General features: G+C 51.6%; 14 protein-coding genes. 4 read left to right on the top strand and 10 right to left on the bottom strand.

The window, feature by feature from the left end; translation table 11 throughout:
* The 10 genes from hutH to Q4E93_RS12585 all read right to left on the bottom strand — a co-directional run bounded on the left by hutH (window position 1) and on the right by Q4E93_RS12585 (window position 11,752).
* Window positions 1-1,569: a histidine ammonia-lyase gene (gene hutH / locus Q4E93_RS12540; protein ID WP_303585653.1), complete on the bottom strand. Its 1,569-nt coding sequence runs from the start codon at window positions 1,567-1,569 to the stop codon at window positions 1-3.
* Window positions 1,570-1,650: 81 nt separating this feature from the next.
* Window positions 1,651-2,397 carry a LytR/AlgR family response regulator transcription factor gene (locus tag Q4E93_RS12545; protein ID WP_303585655.1) on the bottom strand — a complete coding sequence of 249 codons (747 nt, stop codon included), beginning with the start codon at window positions 2,395-2,397 and terminating at the stop codon, window positions 1,651-1,653.
* Window positions 2,394-5,324, bottom strand: a complete 2,931-nt coding sequence (locus Q4E93_RS12550) for a sensor histidine kinase (protein ID WP_303585657.1) — start codon at window positions 5,322-5,324, stop codon at window positions 2,394-2,396. Before Q4E93_RS12550 ends, Q4E93_RS12545 begins: the two co-directional genes overlap by 4 nt.
* A complete protein-coding gene (locus tag Q4E93_RS12555) occupies window positions 5,321-6,328 on the bottom strand; it encodes a glycosyltransferase family 2 protein (RefSeq protein ID WP_303585659.1) in 1,008 nt (335 codons plus the stop codon). The genes Q4E93_RS12550 and Q4E93_RS12555 overlap by 4 nt, the downstream gene beginning before the upstream one ends.
* Window positions 6,325-7,263, bottom strand: coding sequence for a glycosyltransferase family 2 protein (locus Q4E93_RS12560; RefSeq protein WP_303585661.1), 939 nt, complete (start codon window positions 7,261-7,263; stop codon window positions 6,325-6,327). The genes Q4E93_RS12555 and Q4E93_RS12560 overlap by 4 nt, the downstream gene beginning before the upstream one ends.
* Complete coding sequence (gene wecB, locus Q4E93_RS12565) at window positions 7,260-8,375, bottom strand: non-hydrolyzing UDP-N-acetylglucosamine 2-epimerase (protein ID WP_303585663.1); 1,116 nt, start codon at window positions 8,373-8,375, stop codon at window positions 7,260-7,262. Before wecB ends, Q4E93_RS12560 begins: the two co-directional genes overlap by 4 nt.
* Complete coding sequence (locus Q4E93_RS12570) at window positions 8,368-9,522, bottom strand: glycosyltransferase (RefSeq protein ID WP_303585665.1); 1,155 nt, start codon at window positions 9,520-9,522, stop codon at window positions 8,368-8,370. Before Q4E93_RS12570 ends, wecB begins: the two co-directional genes overlap by 8 nt.
* Window positions 9,519-10,238: a class I SAM-dependent methyltransferase gene (locus tag Q4E93_RS12575; RefSeq protein ID WP_303585667.1), complete on the bottom strand. Its 720-nt coding sequence runs from the start codon at window positions 10,236-10,238 to the stop codon at window positions 9,519-9,521. The genes Q4E93_RS12570 and Q4E93_RS12575 overlap by 4 nt, the downstream gene beginning before the upstream one ends.
* Window positions 10,235-10,993: a TylF/MycF/NovP-related O-methyltransferase gene (locus Q4E93_RS12580; RefSeq protein ID WP_303585668.1), complete on the bottom strand. Its 759-nt coding sequence runs from the start codon at window positions 10,991-10,993 to the stop codon at window positions 10,235-10,237. The genes Q4E93_RS12575 and Q4E93_RS12580 overlap by 4 nt, the downstream gene beginning before the upstream one ends.
* 12 nt (window positions 10,994-11,005) lie before the next feature.
* Window positions 11,006-11,752, bottom strand: coding sequence for a menaquinone biosynthetic enzyme MqnA/MqnD family protein (locus Q4E93_RS12585; RefSeq protein WP_303585669.1), 747 nt, complete (start codon window positions 11,750-11,752; stop codon window positions 11,006-11,008).
* Window positions 11,753-11,817: 65 nt separating this feature from the next.
* On the opposite strand from Q4E93_RS12585, the gene Q4E93_RS12590 reads away from it, so the two are divergent.
* The 4 genes from Q4E93_RS12590 (at window position 11,818) to Q4E93_RS12605 (ending at window position 17,685) form a co-directional block, all read left to right on the top strand.
* Window positions 11,818-12,603 (top strand): LamG domain-containing protein, encoded by a 786-nt coding sequence (locus Q4E93_RS12590; RefSeq protein ID WP_303585670.1) that lies wholly within the window; start codon window positions 11,818-11,820, stop codon window positions 12,601-12,603.
* Window positions 12,604-12,730: 127 nt separating this feature from the next.
* Window positions 12,731-13,579 carry a LamG domain-containing protein gene (locus tag Q4E93_RS12595; RefSeq protein ID WP_303585671.1) on the top strand — a complete coding sequence of 283 codons (849 nt, stop codon included), beginning with the start codon at window positions 12,731-12,733 and terminating at the stop codon, window positions 13,577-13,579.
* An 88-nt stretch (window positions 13,580-13,667) separates the two neighbouring features.
* Window positions 13,668-15,902 (top strand): bifunctional alpha,alpha-trehalose-phosphate synthase (UDP-forming)/trehalose-phosphatase, encoded by a 2,235-nt coding sequence (locus Q4E93_RS12600; RefSeq protein ID WP_303585672.1) that lies wholly within the window; start codon window positions 13,668-13,670, stop codon window positions 15,900-15,902.
* 4 nt (window positions 15,903-15,906) lie between these two features.
* A complete protein-coding gene (locus Q4E93_RS12605; RefSeq protein WP_303585674.1) occupies window positions 15,907-17,685 on the top strand; it encodes a glycoside hydrolase family 15 protein in 1,779 nt (592 codons plus the stop codon).
* Window positions 17,686-17,711 lie beyond the last annotated feature (26 nt).

Consider the following 17,711-nt stretch of genomic DNA (forward strand, 5'->3'; position numbering starts at 1 on the left):
TCAGATGATTTTAAAAGCTTCAAATGTGCTGTTCAGATCGACGCCTTTCGCAGTGGCGGCTTCATCCACCTTCTTTACAAAGGAATGATCCCGGATGATGGTGCGCAATTGCAGAATATCTTCCGAAAAGATCCGGTCCTCACTGGCAAACCCGACAAAGTTACGGGCGTATTCATGGGCGGCTTCAAGTATTTCGCTGCTTCTCAGCGGCCGGCGGAACTCAATGGCCTGGCAGGCGCTCATCAGCTCGATGGCCAGGATATATTCTAAATTATCCAGCACCAGGCTGAGCTTGCGTCCGCTGATACTGCCCATGCTGACATGATCTTCCTGTCCCAGGGAGGTGGGAATGCTGTCGGCACTGGCCGGGAAGCAAAGCGTCTTATTCTCCGTTACCAGCGCTGCTGTCGTATATTGAGGGATCATAAAACCGCTGTTAAGCCCTACATTTTTCATCAGCAGCAGCGGAAGCCCCCATTTACCTTCCAGCAGCAGGTAACACCGACGGTCCGATATATTTCCGATCTCGGCCGCCGCCAGACAGGCATAGTCCAACGGCAGCGCCAGGGGCTGGCCGTGGAAATTACCCCCGCTGATCGTATCGCCCGCCCCTAAAATGATAGGATTATCAGTGACTGCATTCAGCTCTGTTTCGGTGAGCGCTCGGAGATGTTGCCAGGCATTGCGGGAGGCCCCGTGCACCTGGGGCATACAACGAAGGGAATAAGGGTCCTGTACGCGACCGCAATCCACATGGCTTTGCATGATGGCGCTGTTGTTCAGCAGGAGCCGGAGCCGCTGGGCCACCAGCGTTGTGCCGGCGAAAGGCCGCAGCCGGTGTAGTCGTTCATCAAAAGGTGCCTTGGTGCCTGTGAGGGCCTCCAGGCTCATGGCGCCGATGATATCGGCGGCTTCCAGGCAATAATGCAGCCGCTGGACGCCACTGGCGGCAAAAGCCAGGATGAATTGCGTACCGTTGATAAGGGCCAGCCCTTCCTTCGGACCCAACTGAAGAGGGGCGATCCCGAACAGGTCCAGCACTTCCCGGGCCGGCCTCCGGAGACCCTTGTGAAATACTTCTCCCAATCCTATCAGGGGCAGAAAAAGATGGGCGAGAGGGGCCAGGTCGCCGGATGCTCCAACCGAACCTTTTTCGGGCACCACGGGAATGACGTCATTATCGATATGCCAGCTGATACGTTGCAGGGTTTCCAGCCGGACGCCGGAAAAACCCTGGGCCAGGGCATGGATCTTTGTAATGAGCATGATACGCGCGATCGGCAAAGGGATCGGATCACCTACACCCACGCTGTGGCTCTGGAGGATCTTATGCTGCAGCGTACGGGTATCCTCCTCCGAGATCCTGGTATCGGCCAGGATGCCAAAACCGGTGTTGATACCATACACCGTAATATTGCGCTGGACGATGTCGGATACATGTTGCTGGCTGGCCAGCACTTTGGCGACGGCGCCAGGGGAAAGCTGTCCTTTCCGGCTGCCTTCAGCCAGGGCCATCACTGCCCCTATATCCAGGACGTCTTCGCCGTAATGGAAGATCTTTTCATTCATCGGCCAAAAATAACGGCTTTTGACGGATTCCTTTTCTACTTATGCAGGTTGCGGAACAGGATGGACGAAACGGTGCTTAAACTATTTAAGCAGCCTTCGAAGGAACTCCTCGCGGCGCCGGCTGGCGACCTCGATCGTATTACCGTCTTCCATCACCACATATCCCCCTCTTCCCTTATGGTACTTCTGGATCTTATGGAGGTTGATGATGTGCGAATTATGCACCCGGCAAAAGATGGCGGCAGGCAGCAGGTCCTCATATTCCTTGATATTACGGGTCGCGATTATCTGTTCACCGTTCGTCAGGTAGATCGTGGTATAGCTGCCCTTGGCTTCAAAGCGCATAATGTCCTTGATAGGAATGAACACCAGCCCCGTCAGGGTAGGAACGGCCATTTTCTGCTGGGTGAGCTGGAAGGTCTCCACATTGTACAGGAGGGTTTCCATCTGGTCGATAAAGTTCTTTCCCTGCACTTCCCGCATGGCCCTTTGCAGGGCCGCCTGGAGATCATCGATGTCCACCGGTTTCAGCAGGTAGTCCACCGCACTGTACTTGAAGGCCCGGATGGCATAATTGTCAAATGCCGTGACAAAGATGACCTGAAAATCGATAGGCTGCAGCTGGTTCAACAGATCGAAAGCGTTGCCCTGCGCCATCTCGATATCCAGGAAAACCAGGTCTGGTTTTGCGCTCTGGATAGTGTGTACGCCCATTTCCACGCCGTCGGCTTTACCGACAATCGTTACTTCAGGGCAATATCGCTCCAGGAGCCTTTCCAGCACCCTGATGCTGTCGATTTCATCATCGATCAATACTGTTCTGATCATATGGTATGTTTTTGATAGGCTGGATCGAACTTCGGAAATTTTACGATCACCCTGGTGCCCGATGCCTCTCCGTTGGCCTCTTTCAGGTCGATGATCTCCACTGTGATCTCCTCTTCGTTGGCGGCATTGATCAGCCGGATACGGTCCGCCGTAAGAGACATGCCCCTCGACTGGTATTCGATGTGCTCCCGCGTCTTGTAGCTGGCGGCTTTTTCGCGACCGATGCCGTTGTCCTCGATAGCGAATACAAGCAGCCTTTCCTCCTGACTGATGTTAATGCGTATATATCCTCCGGCGGATCTGCGATGACGCAGTCCATGCCGCATGCAATTCTCTACATAAGGTTGAAGGATCATGGGAGGAATATACAGCGATTGGGCGTGCTTCAGCGAAGGGGCCACTTCGATGGAATAGTTCATTTTTTCCTTGAACCGAAGCTTTTCCAGCGAAAGATAGGTAGACAGATAATCTATCTCATCTGCCAGCGTGATATACGCTTTCGTGGAATTGTTCAAGGTGGCGCGTATCAGCTTGGCAAAACCCGTGATATACTTATTGGCGGCGAATACGTCCTGGTCGAATACATATTGCTGGATGGAATTCAGGCAATTGAAGATAAAGTGCGGGTTCATCTGCGCCTGCAGCGCCACGTGCTCCATTTCCATCAGCCGTGTGTTCAACATTTCTTTTTCCTCCTGCTGCCGGCGGATGCTCCTGATGCGCAGACTGACGAACAGCCAGGTAAGGGAAAGGAAGGAGAGGAGGATGACCATGTAGAACCAGGTGGTCCGCCAGAAAGGAGTATCGACGTTGAAGCGGATGGAACGTACTCCGCTCTCTACCCCGAACTTATTAACAGCCGCTAGCTGCAGCTCATAATCGCCGAAAGGCAGGGTGGGGTATTCCAGGAAAGTCTCCTTCGTGCTTTTCCAGTTGCTGTCCAGTCCGATCAAACGGTAGCGATAAGTGATATTGCCTGTGGACTTATAAGAGATGCCGGCAAAATCAAAGCGTATATTGTTCTCCGTATGACGCAGCTGCAGGAAAGGAGTATCAGGCAACCTGTCCCTGCCGGCATTGGTGATGCCCAGCAACACCAGACGGCAGCCGGCATTCAGGAAAGAGTTAGTGGCGTTGAAATAGCTCATCCCCTCCGGCGTTCCCGCAAACACAGTTTGTCCGGCAACGTAGACCGTATTGATCATGTTGGAAGCCAGGCCGTCCTTGGCGGTATAATGAGTAATGGAATACTCATGTCTGCTGATGTCCACCTTGTTCAGGCCTTTGTCCGTACCGACCCACAGTTCGTTGTCATGTGTGGCGAGCGCCCGGCAGATATCGCTGCTTAGTCCTTGTTTGACGGTTAGATAGGCCTGGGGCTTCCCGTCAACCAGGCCGATGACTCCTGCATCATAGGTCGCTACCCAGATCGTATGCCCCTTCGATACTGCAATGGACGAGATCCTCCTGTGGAGAAAGGGGATGCTATCTCCCAGGAATCGGGGTGGCCTGCCGCAGCATAATTTATAAAGCCCGTTGAGAGTACCGAAATACAACGTATCCTGATCCAGGAACAGGGCAGTACACCTTTCTCTCCAAAGCGTATCTTTAATCTTGAGTGACATTATATCCAGCAGGAACAGCCCCTTGCCATTGCCTATGATCAATTCCGAGGTATTCTTTCTCACAGCCACTTTCACCGGCATAGCCACTTCCATCTTGTATTCTTTGTACCGGGAAGTAGCCAGTCCCATATGGTCATGGCAGCCATAGACCAGGCCTCCGTCAAGGGTTCTATCTACAAACGTCGTGAAACCATAAGTAAAAAGAGCGACCTGATGTCCCTGCAGCGGCCCCTCCGGCAAAGGATATCTGAAGATCATTTCGTGATTGGCGCCGATCAGCAGTTCGCTGCCCACCTTGTTAATATATATAGCCGCACATGGCCTCGCGCGTAAATCGGGAAGGATCATATTTCTGATCTCATTGGAATTCAGGCGGTAGATCCCTTGCCCTACCGTACTGAACCAGAGATTACCTTCGTCGTCCGAGTAGGTCCTGCTCACTTGTACTCCTGGCAGGTAGGTCCTTTCCCTGCCAGTGTTTACATTCAGCTCAATTACGCCCGTGGCTGTATTTTCATATATTAGGCTATCTCCCTGGACGCCAAAAGATTCGTGGGTAAAATGCGACGCTTCGAATGGCCGGTGAAAGAACTTGCCTGTTTTCAGACTGCGAATGGAGGACTCCCTTATTGCTTCATGCCATATGGCAAGCCAGCTGTTGACGGCAACTCCAAGCGTATTCAGGGGCGAGTGCGGCGCGTGGAACAGCAGGGAGAAACGACCGTTCGACAGCCTGTAGAAGTCTTCGTCAGCCATCACCACAAAAGAATTGCCGTCGCCACCACCAACGGCATAGAATCGGTCAACAGTCTTGCCATCGATGGCCTTGTAGTCAGTGACGCTTCCCTCAGGCGTTATGATGTGCAGCGCCTTCTGCTCCTGCAGGAGGATATTCCCATCCCTGTCTTCGGCAAAACCTTCGATATTATTGGCGCAATGGATCTTTTGCAGCAGGGTATCATTGTGCTGATTGTGGATCTTTCCCTTATAGTAGTAGCAGATGGAGGAATGAAAAGCGCCCATCCAGACCCGTCCTCTGGAATCACAGAACATCTGCAGCACTTCCATATCCGGAAGGCCGTCAGCCGTGGTAAAGCTGACGAAATGGGTCCCGTCAAACCTGCTCAGCCCCGTCTCCGTGCCGATCCACATAAACCCTTCCTTATCCTGTACGATACAATAGGCCGTTGAGCCGGCCAGGCCATCGCTGATATCGTAATGCGTATAGCTGTATTCCTGCGAAAGTGCGGAATAAGACAGCGTGATAAGGGCAATGATCAGCAGGAATAGGCTTGGCTTCATAACACCTTATAAAAATAAGGCTTATTTCGGATGATGGTCAGGCTCTTGCCAAGGACAATCTTAAAATTTTTACAATATTGCCGGAACTGAAAAAAAGTATAACGGGCACGGCGCCCATAGAATACCCGGGATACCCATACTCCTGCAAGGAACACGGGTACTTCCAGGAGATAACATACCACATGGAACAGGAACCAACCAACGCCAAACTGCTTGCGTATGCGGACAAATGTCGAGAGCATGATCTGTAGGCCCTTGCGGTCGTAAAGATTATAGTAGCCTTTACCTTCCGATCCGAAGGTCTCGTTAGCCGAAGCGCCTTGCAGGTGTACGACATGCAGCTGCCCGTAGATGCACATTTTCCCCTGGCGTCGCAGCCGGCTGCACCATTCCGCCTCTTCGGCATAAAGAAAAAAATCCTCGTCCATCAGACCAGCCAGCTTGATAGCAGCCTTCTTCACCATCAGGAAAGCGCCATTGATCCAATCCACTTCCACCAGGTCGCCTGCCTCCGGCACATTGGGCTTTGCGACCTTGAACAGCTCTCCCGCCTTTTTCACCAGGCTGCCCAGATAGGGCAGGGGCAGCAGGTAGTTCAGGCCCCCTTTCATGAAGTAATTTCCGGAGATCTGGGGCGTCCGGTCCAGGTTCAGCAGTTGAACGCCACAGGCGATGTAAGATGAATCCCTGAAATTGGCATAGGACCTCTCAATTGCACGGTCCTCTATCAGCGTGTCGGAATTTAGCAAAAGCACGGTATTGCTTTGCGAGATCCGGATCCCCTCATTGTTCGACCGGGCAAAACCCGCATTGTAGTCCATGGCCAGCCACCTTATCTCCGGGAAGATCTGCATGACACGCTGCCGGCTGTCATCTCCCGAAGCATTATCCACTACAATGACTTCGAAAGACAGATCGCCCGCCTGTGCATACACTGTCCGCAGGCAATCGATCACCAGGTCAGGTGTCTTATAATTTACGATGATGATGGAAAGGTCCGTCAATGTTTTTTCTTTTTGGTAAAGCAAAGCCGGAGAAAGGCCCCCCATCCTGTGAGGCTCAGTGCCGCCAGGTGCTTCAGCTTCATCAGCGGCACATATAGAACCGTGACGAATGCCTGTCTCCGGGAGAGGTCCCATAATTTGCCGAGATACAGTCTGTACTTGCGCGCATTATTCTTCTGCACGGCATTGAAGACCGCAAACTTCCGGTATAGCAGCGCCAGCTGTGGCGGCGGGAGCTTCTTCTCCAGGCCCGTCATTTGTCTTTCGATCATGATCTTCGCAAGGTCATTTACCACGTCTCCCTGTGTCGAGGTGAGAGAGGAGGGATGTTCCCGGTAGAAATAAAGGTCGTATCCCGGAAGGTAGTAAAAGTTGAATTGCAGGAAGGCCCGCATAAAGAAATCATAATCTTCGATCAGGAAAGCGCCCGGGTTATACCCTTTGTTTGCCCGGAATACCTCCTCTTTATACAGGAAACATGCGCCGCATCCCAACCAGTCCGTAAAGCTGTCATAGATGTTGTGGAACGTCCGGGTGCCGAATACATGGCACTCTTCGTCGACAAGGGAATAGTCCGTGTATACAAGGTCCCGGTGAGGATCTGCCTCAAGAATGGCAACCATCTTTTCCAGGGCATCGGGCGCATAATAATTATCATCGGATGTCCATGTATGGTATTTACCTCTTGCCTGTGCGAAACCGGTATTCAGCGAAAGGGGCAACTTCTTGTTGAACTCATTATGGATGATCTTGATACGGGCGTCCTGTCTCCCCAGCTCTTCAATGATCGATGCCGTATCATCGGTGGAGCAATCGTTGACGATGATCAGTTCGAAGTCCGTAAAATGCTGTGCCAGACAGCTCCCGACAGATTGCCGGATATACCGGGACCCATTATAGGTAGGCAGGACAATGGAAACCAGGGGGGCACTCATAACGCTTCGTTTAGTAATATATCCGTGATCTTTTTGGCCGTGGTCCCGTCGCCATATGGGTTGACAGCCTTCGCCATCCGTTCGTATACCGCAGGCTCATCCAGCAGTTGCCGGGCATGGGTAAGTATCTTTTCCCTGGAAGTCCCTACCAGTATGGCAGTGCCCGCATCTATCCCTTCCGTCCGCTCCGTTACGTCGCGGATCACCAGTACTGGCTTGCCTAACGCAGGCGCCTCTTCCTGGATACCGCCGCTGTCGGTGATAACAAAATAACACTTGTCCAGCAGCCACACTAACTGTGGGTATTCGACAGGAGGTATCAGGTGGATCGACGGTACTCCTTTCATCCGGGCGTTCACCACTTCCTGGATATGGGGGTTCAGGTGTACAGGGTAAACGATCTGCACGTCCGGGTAGGCACGGACCAGGTCCACCAATGCATCGCAGATGTTCTCGAATGGCTTGCCAAAGCTTTCCCTCCTGTGACCCGTTACCAGGATCAATTTTTTTGCCGGGTCCAGGAAAGGGAAGCTGTCCGCCTGTCCGCCTGCTTTCCTGACCTTATCGACGCCGTACAGCAGGGCGTCAATTACAGTATTGCCCACTTCGAAGATCTTTCCTCTGGTAGCTTCTTTCACAAGGTTATCTGTTGCACGGGAGGTAGGCGTGAAATGTATATCGGCCAGGGGACCGATCAGCTTGCGATTGATCTCCTCGGGGAATGGCGAGTATTTATCATTGCTTCTAAGGCCTGCTTCGACATGCGCAATGGCAACCTTGCTGTAGAAAGCCGCCAGCGCACCCACAAAAGCGCTGGTCGTATCCCCCTGGACAAGCACCAGGTCGGGACGGCTTTCAGCCATGACAGGCTGAAGCAGGCTCAGCCCTTTCGACGTTATATCAAAGAGGGTCTGGCCGGGCTGCATCAGGGAAAGGTCATAGTCGCCTTTGATACCGAAGAAATGCAACACCTGGTCCAGCATTTCCCGATGCTGCCCCGTGAGACAGACCTTTACATCCAGCTCCTGCGGGTATTGCAGGCAGGCATGGATGATGGGAGCCATTTTTATCGCCTCGGGCCTTGTTCCGAATATAAATAATAATTTACGCATGCGCAGTGTATGTATTCATCAGTTTATCCAGCAAAGTTTTCCCCGGAGCGGGATCATACAATTCAAGTGCCCGTTGGTGGGCCCGCAGTCCTATGGAAGGCCATTCTTCCCTGGCCGACCAGGCCCTTTCCAGGGCTTTATCCAGCGTGGGGATAGCCGCCGCGTCCGCCAGGAAGCCCGAAATACCATCTTCGATCCATTCGGCCGCGCCACCCACATCGGTGGCTACACAAGGACGGCCACAAAGCATGGCCTCTACAATGGCCAACGGCATGCCTTCCATATGTGAGGGCATCAGCAATACCTGGTTGTCCCGCCAGACCTGCCGGATATCGCCTACTCTGCCGTGGAAGAAGACCCTGCCTTTCAGTCCGTAAAATTCCGCCAGCTCCTGCAGGTATTGTTTATCGGGGCCGTCGCCATAGATATTCAGTATCCAATTCCTTTCCTGCCATTTGCTTTCCTTTAATACGGACAGTAGCATATCTTGTCCTTTGTGGGCGGTCAATAAATTACCTACGAGTGCCCAGTGTACCGCATCTTGCGAAGGAAAGGGTAAGGCAGAGATATCGGGCATGTTGACGGGGTTTCGCACCTGTGCCGCATTCGGGATATCCCGGCAAAGTTGGCGCCTGGCCGTCTCCTCACTGCGTCGCGAGATAAAGAATACCTTCTCCGCCCGGCCATATGCCGCCAGGATCGTATCCCGCTCCGAAGGGCCAAATCCACGATCCTGCTCTCCATTGAGATGCCCGATGATAAAAAACCTTGGGCCTCCGGCCAGCAAAGCTTTCATCAGCTGTTTTTCAACGCCGATGGAATAACAGGTGCCGTTGTATAGTACGATGTCCGGACGCTGCCGGAACAAAGGGACAAATGGGTCGCGGATCCTTTTTTTGATGAAATTGATCAGCATTCTGATAGCCCGTGCCTTGGGACTGAGTCCCGGACGATAATACCCCGGGCGCCGGAATAGCTGCGCTCCCAGCTGCCGAAGCTCCTTCAGACGCGGATGGAGTGTGTCAAAGTCGAATGAAAGATGCATCACCGTATGTCCTTCCGCCATAGCCTGTTTGGCCATGGCGAACCAGAGCTCCTCGCTGCCTCCCCAGGGCTCCCGGATCATGGAAATAACGGCTATCTTCATATCTTATTCCTCACTTTTTTACAAAGGATGACATTGTTGAGATAAAGGTCTTTCCGGTCGGGCAGCAGCCTGCTGAACAGTAGCGCTATGATATTGAGGCTGGTATAGGAGAAGAACCGGAATGCGCTCCGGACAACAGGTATTTTCCGGAATTTGGGATTGATATGCTGGTGAAGGTACATGATCCACAATTGGACGACCACCTCCACATTATTGCCTGTCTTGTCCTGGTGCACTACCTCAAAACCGTTCCGCTCGAAAAGGCTTCGCAGCCCGTAGGAAGAATAGCGGGCAAAATCGTTAGGAATCTCGTGTTCACAGATCGCAAAAGGACAGGTGGCAAGGATTAATCCACCTGTCTTCATCACCCTGTTCAGTTCTTTCAGCGCTTCTTCGAGGTTGAAAACATGCTCGAATACTTCGCTGCTGAAGACGGCGTCAAAACTGTCATCGCCGAAGGGAATGCGCCTGCCGTCATAAAAAACGTCTATCTGTTCGTTCAGGTGCGGATGGCCGGGGTTTTCAAAGTCGATGCCGGTATATTCGTCCACGTTGAACAGCGACCGGTAGGGCTTACTTCCGCAACCGAAATCCATCAGGCGTCCTTTAAGCAGGGGAGCATATTGTGCGATGCTTTTCAGTAGTCTGTTACGGGTGAGAAAAGAGGGAAAGGTTATCCCCGGATCGAATTCATATGCCAGATTCGGGTATTTCATCCTATTTGTTTGACGGCAATCCGGCCCGTCTCGTCGATACGGTTTAGCAACAGCGGCTGTTTGTTGGCTGCGAAATATTCGTCCACCGCTTTTTTAGCGCCTGCCCAGAAACCATAATCATCCAATATCAACACACCCCCTTTTGCCAGCAGTGGATAGAGATGATGCAGCTCATGCCTGGTGGACTCATACCAGTCCGTATCCAACCGCAATAGTGCAATGCCGGTAGGCAAGGTCGATGGGATCGTATCTTCCACCTTCCCCTTGACATAATGGATCTTTTCCCTGGGATAGCGGGTGGTATCCATGCCTGCCCGGACAGTCTCAAGGGTGGAATACGCCCAGACCGTATTTTTTTCCTTGTCGATATTGTTTCTAAGAAGATCGCTGGCGGATTCACCGAAATAAGTCTTATCCATTTCTTCCGGCGCTGACATACCTTCGTAGGTGTCGTAGAGATATAGTTCTCTCGAAGTAACTTTTAGATGCTGCAAAGTCTCAGCCACTGCCATCATACTACCGCCTTTCCAGACGCCGCATTCCACGATGGCACCCGGGATATCGTTTGCCACAACGTATTTTACAGCCTCGATGAGCGAATAGATCCGCTCCGCGCTGGTCATCGTGTTGTTCCTGACTTTTCCGTAAACATCCTGGTGCAACGGTTCAAAATCGGGCGGAAGGCTCCTGGGCTTGTTCCTTTTCACAATATCGTACCCAAGCTTATGTATTTGCTGGCCCAGCCATTTCTTCATAGATATAATGCTTTAGCGTGCAATATAATACAAAAACTTTTCCAATCCCGCCCGTTTGCGGTCGTCCAGCCGGTAGTCCAGATAACGTGTAAAATAATCGCGCAAATCGAAGATGTGATACGGATTTTGTTCCACTACTTTATCGAGCTGCTGCAATCCCTGGCAATTGGCCTCGTCGAATTTCTTTATGAAAGCCTTGTCAAGGGGCTTGTTACTGATCCAGGCGGCGAAAACAAAGGGCAATCCCGTCAACTTTTTCCAGGCCTCGCCCAGATCGTATATATAAGGAGAAACCTTTCTTTGCTCCAATGCACGGTCGCCGATGACAACACCGCCTGTGGCGCCATTGATATGATTGCGGAAGTCGCGCCCCCCGTCCTCCAGCTGGGGGGTCACGCGCCAGTATTCTTTCAGCAGGATCCGCGCCAGCTGTACTGAAGTACGGCTCTGATAGTCCAGCAGCACTTTCTCCAGCTTTTCCACCGGCGACTCGCTGAAAAGACATACGGAAGCAACGGGGCCGTCACTGCCGATGCAATAGTCTCCATTGATGTAATACTCCTTCATACGGGGAATAACAGCCACGGGCACCAGCCCCATATCGATCTCGTCCCTTAATAGCATATCGGCGATCCGGGATGGATAATCTATGATCAGCTCAATTTCCTCCATGATGGGAGATTGTTGGATGCCGTAAAGCAACGGTTTGGTATTCAAATAACTAACTGCGCCTATTCTAATTTTTCTTTCCAATGCCATGTTTGATTTGGCAGCAAAAGTATATATATTTGCGCTTCGTAATTGAATACCTAAACCAGACCGTCATGAAAAATGCTACGTCCGTATTCTTTGGCCTTGCCCTGCTTATTTCCCTCGGAACTGTTTTCTCCTGTAAAAAGGATCATAATCCACCTCCCTCCAATGTCAATCTGAAAAAAGGATTGCTGCTTTACCTTCCCTTTAATGGTAGCTTTGCCGATTCCAGCGGCAATAACAATCCTGCCACCACCATCGGAGGTGCGACACTTACCTATGATGAGCATGGATACGCTAATAGCGCTTTCGGAGCCACCGGCAATGGAGAGAAAGTATTGATTACAAACAATGGGTCAATCAAGTTTGACACTGCTTTTACTGCTTCTTTTAACTTCATGGTTTGGGACCTTCGGAACCAGATCTTCGTGGGGCTCGTGGAGCATTCGAACGCCCATGGCCTCGCTTTCGACTGTGGCCTGAATGTACCCGGCGACGAGCAGTTTGAATTCGGCGCAGGTGATATCTCCAATGATTGTTCGAAGACCGTAGAGCAGAATCCATATAATATTGCCGATTCCACCGGGTTTCGCGTCGCTCCAGGCAGTTGGTATAATGTCATTTGTGAGTACCACAATGGGACTATTACTACTTATATTAACGGAAAGTTCATTTCTTCCAAAACGGGTGCGGGCAGGAAGGCTCTGAACTGTCCCAATGCCCAGTTCATCGTGGGCGGCTGGTGGCAGAATGACCCTCAGTCCATCAATGGAAAGATTGACGAGGTCAGGTTCTACAATAGGGTACTGACCAAGGAGGAGATAACGGACCTGGCAAAGGATTTTCAGCAGAATTAACCCCCCTCCGACACAAAAACACCCCTGATTGACACACCTGTTGGAGATTCCGACACGCTGGTGAACTCTTGATTGCAGCTCGCAGCGATATAGTTTACTTTTGCGCAAAACCCTAAATTTATTAATTATGAACCCGCTACCTTTTAAGAAAATAGCTGCAATATCTTTACTATCAGCTTTTTGTGTGGTATTTGCCTGTAAAAAAGAATCTCATGAACCGCCGCCTGTCAATTCCGACACTGCGGACCTGAAGAAAGGCCTATTACTCTACCTGCCCTTTACAGGCAACTTTGCCGATTCAAGCGGCAACAATAACCCGACATCAGCTCTTGGCGGCGCTTCCCTGACCTATGATGCCCACGGCTATGCCAACAGCGCCTTTGGTGGCACAGGCAATGGAGAGCGAGTGGTGGTGACCAATAATGGTTCTATTAAATTCGATACTGCTTTTACATTCTCCGCCAGCGTACTGTCAAGGACAACGAATGGCCAGTCTTTTGTATCGATGGTGAAAAGGGCTACTGGTACAGGCGTTACCTTTGGTCTTGGCTACGGGATACCGGGTATTCCTCATGTGAATTTCACCGTGTCCAACAGCCTGGCGACCTGCGATGACATCGCCAGTGAAGCCAATACGATTGTAGATACTTCCAACCTGACCTTACAGCCCGAGGCCTGGTACAATCTGGTGGTGGTATTCCATAAAGGAACCCTGAAGATGTATTCCAATGGTCAGCTGATCTCAACAAAAACAGGGGGCAGTCAGACAGTCCCCATCTGCCCGAATGCAGACCTGGTTATTGGCGGTTGGTGGGATTATGGCACCGCACAATCAATCGATGGTAAGATGGACAATGTCCGGCTGTACAACCGTGTGCTTACACCCGCAGAGATCGCGTTGCTGGCAACGCATTATCAGCCTTCATCCAACAGCGTCACGAAGGGCGTGAACCAAGGCACCCAGACTCGCTGGTAACAATCTAAGCTTCAATTTGTTCAAGAAGTCCCCCTATGGGGACTTTTCCCATTTTCGGCCTTATTTTTGGAATAGAGGGTGCATAACTATGGGCCGTCTTATCATTATATCCAATCGCCTGCCCTTTTCCCTGGATAGGGAAGGGGATAAGCTCACCCTCCGCCAAAGTTCCGGTGGACTGGTGTCAGCCATCAAAAGCTATTTCGAGAGCAATTCGAATAAGGATCAGCTGACGGAAAAACTGTGGATGGGTGTGGCGGATTTTCCCCAGGAAGACTGGGACCAGGCTGTGGCATCTCACGTGGCGGACCAGGATTTCAGCGTCATACCCTTGTATGTAGATAACACCCTGTATGACAACTACTATAACGGGTTTTCAAATTCCGTTCTCTGGCCCCTTTTCCATTATTTCTCTTCCCTGGCCATTTATGACAGCAAGTTCTTCGACGCATATGTGCAGATGAACCAGCTCTTTGCCGAAAAGCTGGCGCCCCTGCTCAGGCCGGACGATCAGGTATGGGTGCATGACTACCAGCTGATGCTGCTGCCGCACCTGTTGCGCCAGAAACGACAGGACGCCACTATCGGCTTTTTCCTGCATATCCCATTTCCGTCCTACGAGATCTTCCGTCTGCTGCCCACGGAATGGAAGAAGATCCTTTTGCAGGGTGTCATGGGGGCGGATCTCATCGGCTTTCACACTTATGACTATGTACAGCATTTCCTGCAGTCCGTAAAGATGCTGCTGGGAGTGGATAACTATTTTCATAACCTGCAATACCAGGATAGGCTGGTCCGCATCGACCTCTTTCCCATTGGCATCGATTATAATAAGTTCAGCCAGGCGGCCAACGATCCCGAAGTGATGGACATGTGCAATAAGATCCGCCATAATCTGGAAGATAAAAAGATCATCTTCAGCGTGGACCGGCTGGACTATACAAAAGGCCTTCCCAGCAGGCTCAGCGGATTTGAATACTTCCTGGAAAGATACCCGGAGTGGCGGGAAAAAATGGTCTTCATACTCAACATCGTTCCTTCCCGCAGCAATATTCCCGCCTATCTCGAGCGGAAAAAGATGATCGAAGAAAAAATAGGCATGATCAATGGAAGGTTCTCGACCATCAGCTGGCAACCGGTGATCTATAGATATAACCATCTTTCGTTTAAAGAGCTGATCGCTTTATACCAGGCGGCTGATGTGGCCCTTATCACGCCGCTGCGGGATGGGATGAACCTGGTGGCGAAAGAATATGTCGCCAGTTGTACCTCGGGCAGGGGTGTATTGATCCTCAGCGAGCTGGCCGGTGCTGTCAGTGAGCTAAGCGAAGCCATCCTGGTGAATCCGACCGATACTGCTGACGTTGCCTCTTCTATTACCCGCGCGCTGGCCATGCCGTTGTATGAACAACGGAACCGGCTTGCCCTCATGCAGCGGCGATTACAGGAGTACGATGTGATCAAATGGGTGAATGATTTCATGGATCAACTTACACAGGTCAAACAGGAACAACAAAAACAAAAAGTAAAGATCCTGGATGACAAGGCTCTTGCTGCCATACGCAAGCATTACGGTAATTCCAAGAACCGGTGCCTCCTGCTGGACTATGACGGCACATTAGTGCCTTTCACCCGTTTGCCTTCAGAGGCATCTCCCGATAATGCGGTGAAAGAAATGCTCGCCAGGCTCACCGGCGATCCCAGGAACCATGTCATTGTCATCAGCGGCCGGGACGTTTCCTCATTGGACCGCTGGCTGGGCGCATTGCCCGTGACCCTGGTGGCCGAACATGGCGCCAGCTTCAAAATGCGCAACAGCGGCTGGCAGCAAATGGTGTCTGTTTCCGATATGTGGAAGGAGGAGATCCGCCGCGTCATGCAGCTGTTCGTCATCCGTTGCGCGGGCTCTTTCATTGAAGAAAAGACCAATACCATCGCCTGGCATTACCGCAATACCCAGACAGGCCTGGGCTTCAGCAGATCGCGGGAATTGCTTAACACATTGTCCCAGCTTATCCAGAACACCACCCTCCAGGTGATCGACGGCAATAAAGTGGTGGAAGTACGCATAGCAGGCTTTGATAAAGGTGCTACGGCCCTGAAGATCGTGAATGAATCGGACCCGGATTTTGTCCTTTGCATCGGAGATGATACGACAGATGAAGATATGTTCAAGGCATTGGAAGGAGAAGCTTATACGATAAAGGTCAATAATGGCGCTTCGGCGGCTCAATATACCATCCTTTCGCAAACACAGGTTCTTCCTTTGTTGAACATGCTGGCCACTCCTCTAAGCGAGCCATTGGTTGAACACCTAAAATAAATCTATGCCGGTCCACAAATACAACATGGGCATCATCGGGAATTGCTCTTACCTGGCCTATATCGACACCAGCGCCAACGTGAAATGGATGTGCCTACCCCGTTTTGACAGCAGCTTCCTTTTCGGCAGCTTGCTCGACGAAGAAAAGGGGGGACATTTCTTCATCCGCCCCGTAGACGACACCTATAGCTCCACGCAGTATTATGTACCCAATACCAATGTGCTCTGCACCGAATTCAAATGCCGGGACGGCAGCTTCATCGTGAAAGACTGCGCTCCACGTATGCGCATCCACGATAGGCAATTCCGTCCTCTGATGCTGGTGAGGAAAATAGAATTGCTGGAAGGGGAGCCGGCCATCCTCGTTTCCTGCCGGCCAAGAGGCGACTTTGGTAAACTCGTGCCGGAAACTGTCATTGCCAGCAATCATATACGCTACCTCAACCTGGACCAGCAGGTGCGGCTCACCACCGACGTGGCCCTCACCTATATCCAGAAGGAACAATCTTTCATCCTGGACCAGGATCGTTACCTGGTGCTTACCTATGGCGAGCCGCTGGAAGCCCCGCTGAAAGAAACAGCGGACGAATTTATCCGCAAGACGGTGGAAGACTGGCAGAGCTGGATCAAAAGCTCATACCTGCCTGACATCTACCAGGAAGAGATCATCCGAAGCGCCCTGGTCCTGAAACTGCACCAGTATGAGGACACCGGGGGCATCATCGCTTCCGGCAGCACCAGCCTCCCGGAGTTTCATGACAGCACCCGCAACTGGGACTACCGTTACTGCTGGTTCCGCGACGCACATTATACCCTTCGCGCTTTCAACCAGATAGGTCACTTCGAAGAGCTGGAAAAGTATTTCGACTTCATCTACAACATCATTCACAATGCCACCAACTCCCTGCAGCCATTATACTCCGTCACAGGAGACAAAAAACTATTCGAAACAAGCCTGGACCTGGAAGGCTACCTTGGCAATAAACCTGTCCGTATAGGTAATAAAGCTTATATCCAATCACAGCATGACGTATATGGTCAGGTACTGGTAAGCCTTCTGCCTCTTTATTCAGACAAACGCCTGATCTTTAAAAAGAAGAACAGCTACCGTAAGATCGTTCCCTGGCTGCTGAACCAGATCGAACGGACCCTCTCCGTGCCGGATTCAGGCCTCTGGGAGTTCAGAAGCGAAGTACAGGTGCATACCTATACGCTGCTGTTCCACTGGGCCGGCGCCAAAGCCGCCTATAAGATCGGTGCACTCTTCGGTGACAAGGAGTTGATGCACAAGGCAGGCCAGCTGGCCGTCGCTGCGGACAAAATGATTGACAAAGCCTATGATCCGGGACGCGGCCTGTACACCCAGGCCATCGGCTCCGTCAACCTGGACGCCAGTACCCTCACCATGATCACTATGGACTATCTGGATCATAATTCTGATAAGGCAAAGCAACACATCGCCGCCCTGGAGAAGGAGCTGCTGACGGAGAAAGGATTGTTCTACCGGTATAAACACTACGACGACTTTGGCTTCCCGGAAAGCACCTTTCTGGTATGCGCGTTCTGGTATGTCGATGCGCTGGCCTGTGTGGGAAGGATCGACGACGCCATACTTAATCTGAACCAGCTGCTGCAGTTCAGCAATCACCTGGGGATCTTTAGCGAGGATGCCACCACCGACGGCTCGCAATGGGGTAATTTCCCGCAAACCTATAGTCACGTGGGATTGATCAATGCAGCATGCCGCATTTCCCGCAAGCTGGATAAGGCTGATTTTTTGTAGAGGAGGCGGAAATATCTATCTTGAGG

This window comes from Flavitalea plasmicola (assembly GCF_030546645.1).
GTDB lineage: Bacteria > Bacteroidota > Bacteroidia > Chitinophagales > Chitinophagaceae > Puia.

Coding starts and splice junctions, on each gene's coding strand:
- hutH (WP_303585653.1), bottom strand. CDS start 1,569: ATGAATGAAAAGATCTTCCATTACGGCGAAGACGTCCTGGATATAGGG.
- Q4E93_RS12545 (WP_303585655.1), bottom strand. CDS start 2,397: ATGATCAGAACAGTATTGATCGATGATGAAATCGACAGCATCAGGGTG.
- Q4E93_RS12550 (WP_303585657.1), bottom strand. CDS start 5,324: ATGAAGCCAAGCCTATTCCTGCTGATCATTGCCCTTATCACGCTGTCT.
- Q4E93_RS12560 (WP_303585661.1), bottom strand. CDS start 7,263: ATGAGTGCCCCCCTGGTTTCCATTGTCCTGCCTACCTATAATGGGTCC.
- wecB (WP_303585663.1), bottom strand. CDS start 8,375: ATGCGTAAATTATTATTTATATTCGGAACAAGGCCCGAGGCGATAAAA.
- Q4E93_RS12570 (WP_303585665.1), bottom strand. CDS start 9,522: ATGAAGATAGCCGTTATTTCCATGATCCGGGAGCCCTGGGGAGGCAGC.
- Q4E93_RS12575 (WP_303585667.1), bottom strand. CDS start 10,238: ATGAAATACCCGAATCTGGCATATGAATTCGATCCGGGGATAACCTTT.
- Q4E93_RS12580 (WP_303585668.1), bottom strand. CDS start 10,993: ATGAAGAAATGGCTGGGCCAGCAAATACATAAGCTTGGGTACGATATT.
- Q4E93_RS12585 (WP_303585669.1), bottom strand. CDS start 11,752: ATGGCATTGGAAAGAAAAATTAGAATAGGCGCAGTTAGTTATTTGAAT.
- Q4E93_RS12590 (WP_303585670.1), top strand. CDS start 11,818: ATGAAAAATGCTACGTCCGTATTCTTTGGCCTTGCCCTGCTTATTTCC.
- Q4E93_RS12595 (WP_303585671.1), top strand. CDS start 12,731: ATGAACCCGCTACCTTTTAAGAAAATAGCTGCAATATCTTTACTATCA.
- Q4E93_RS12600 (WP_303585672.1), top strand. CDS start 13,668: ATGGGCCGTCTTATCATTATATCCAATCGCCTGCCCTTTTCCCTGGAT.
- Q4E93_RS12605 (WP_303585674.1), top strand. CDS start 15,907: ATGCCGGTCCACAAATACAACATGGGCATCATCGGGAATTGCTCTTAC.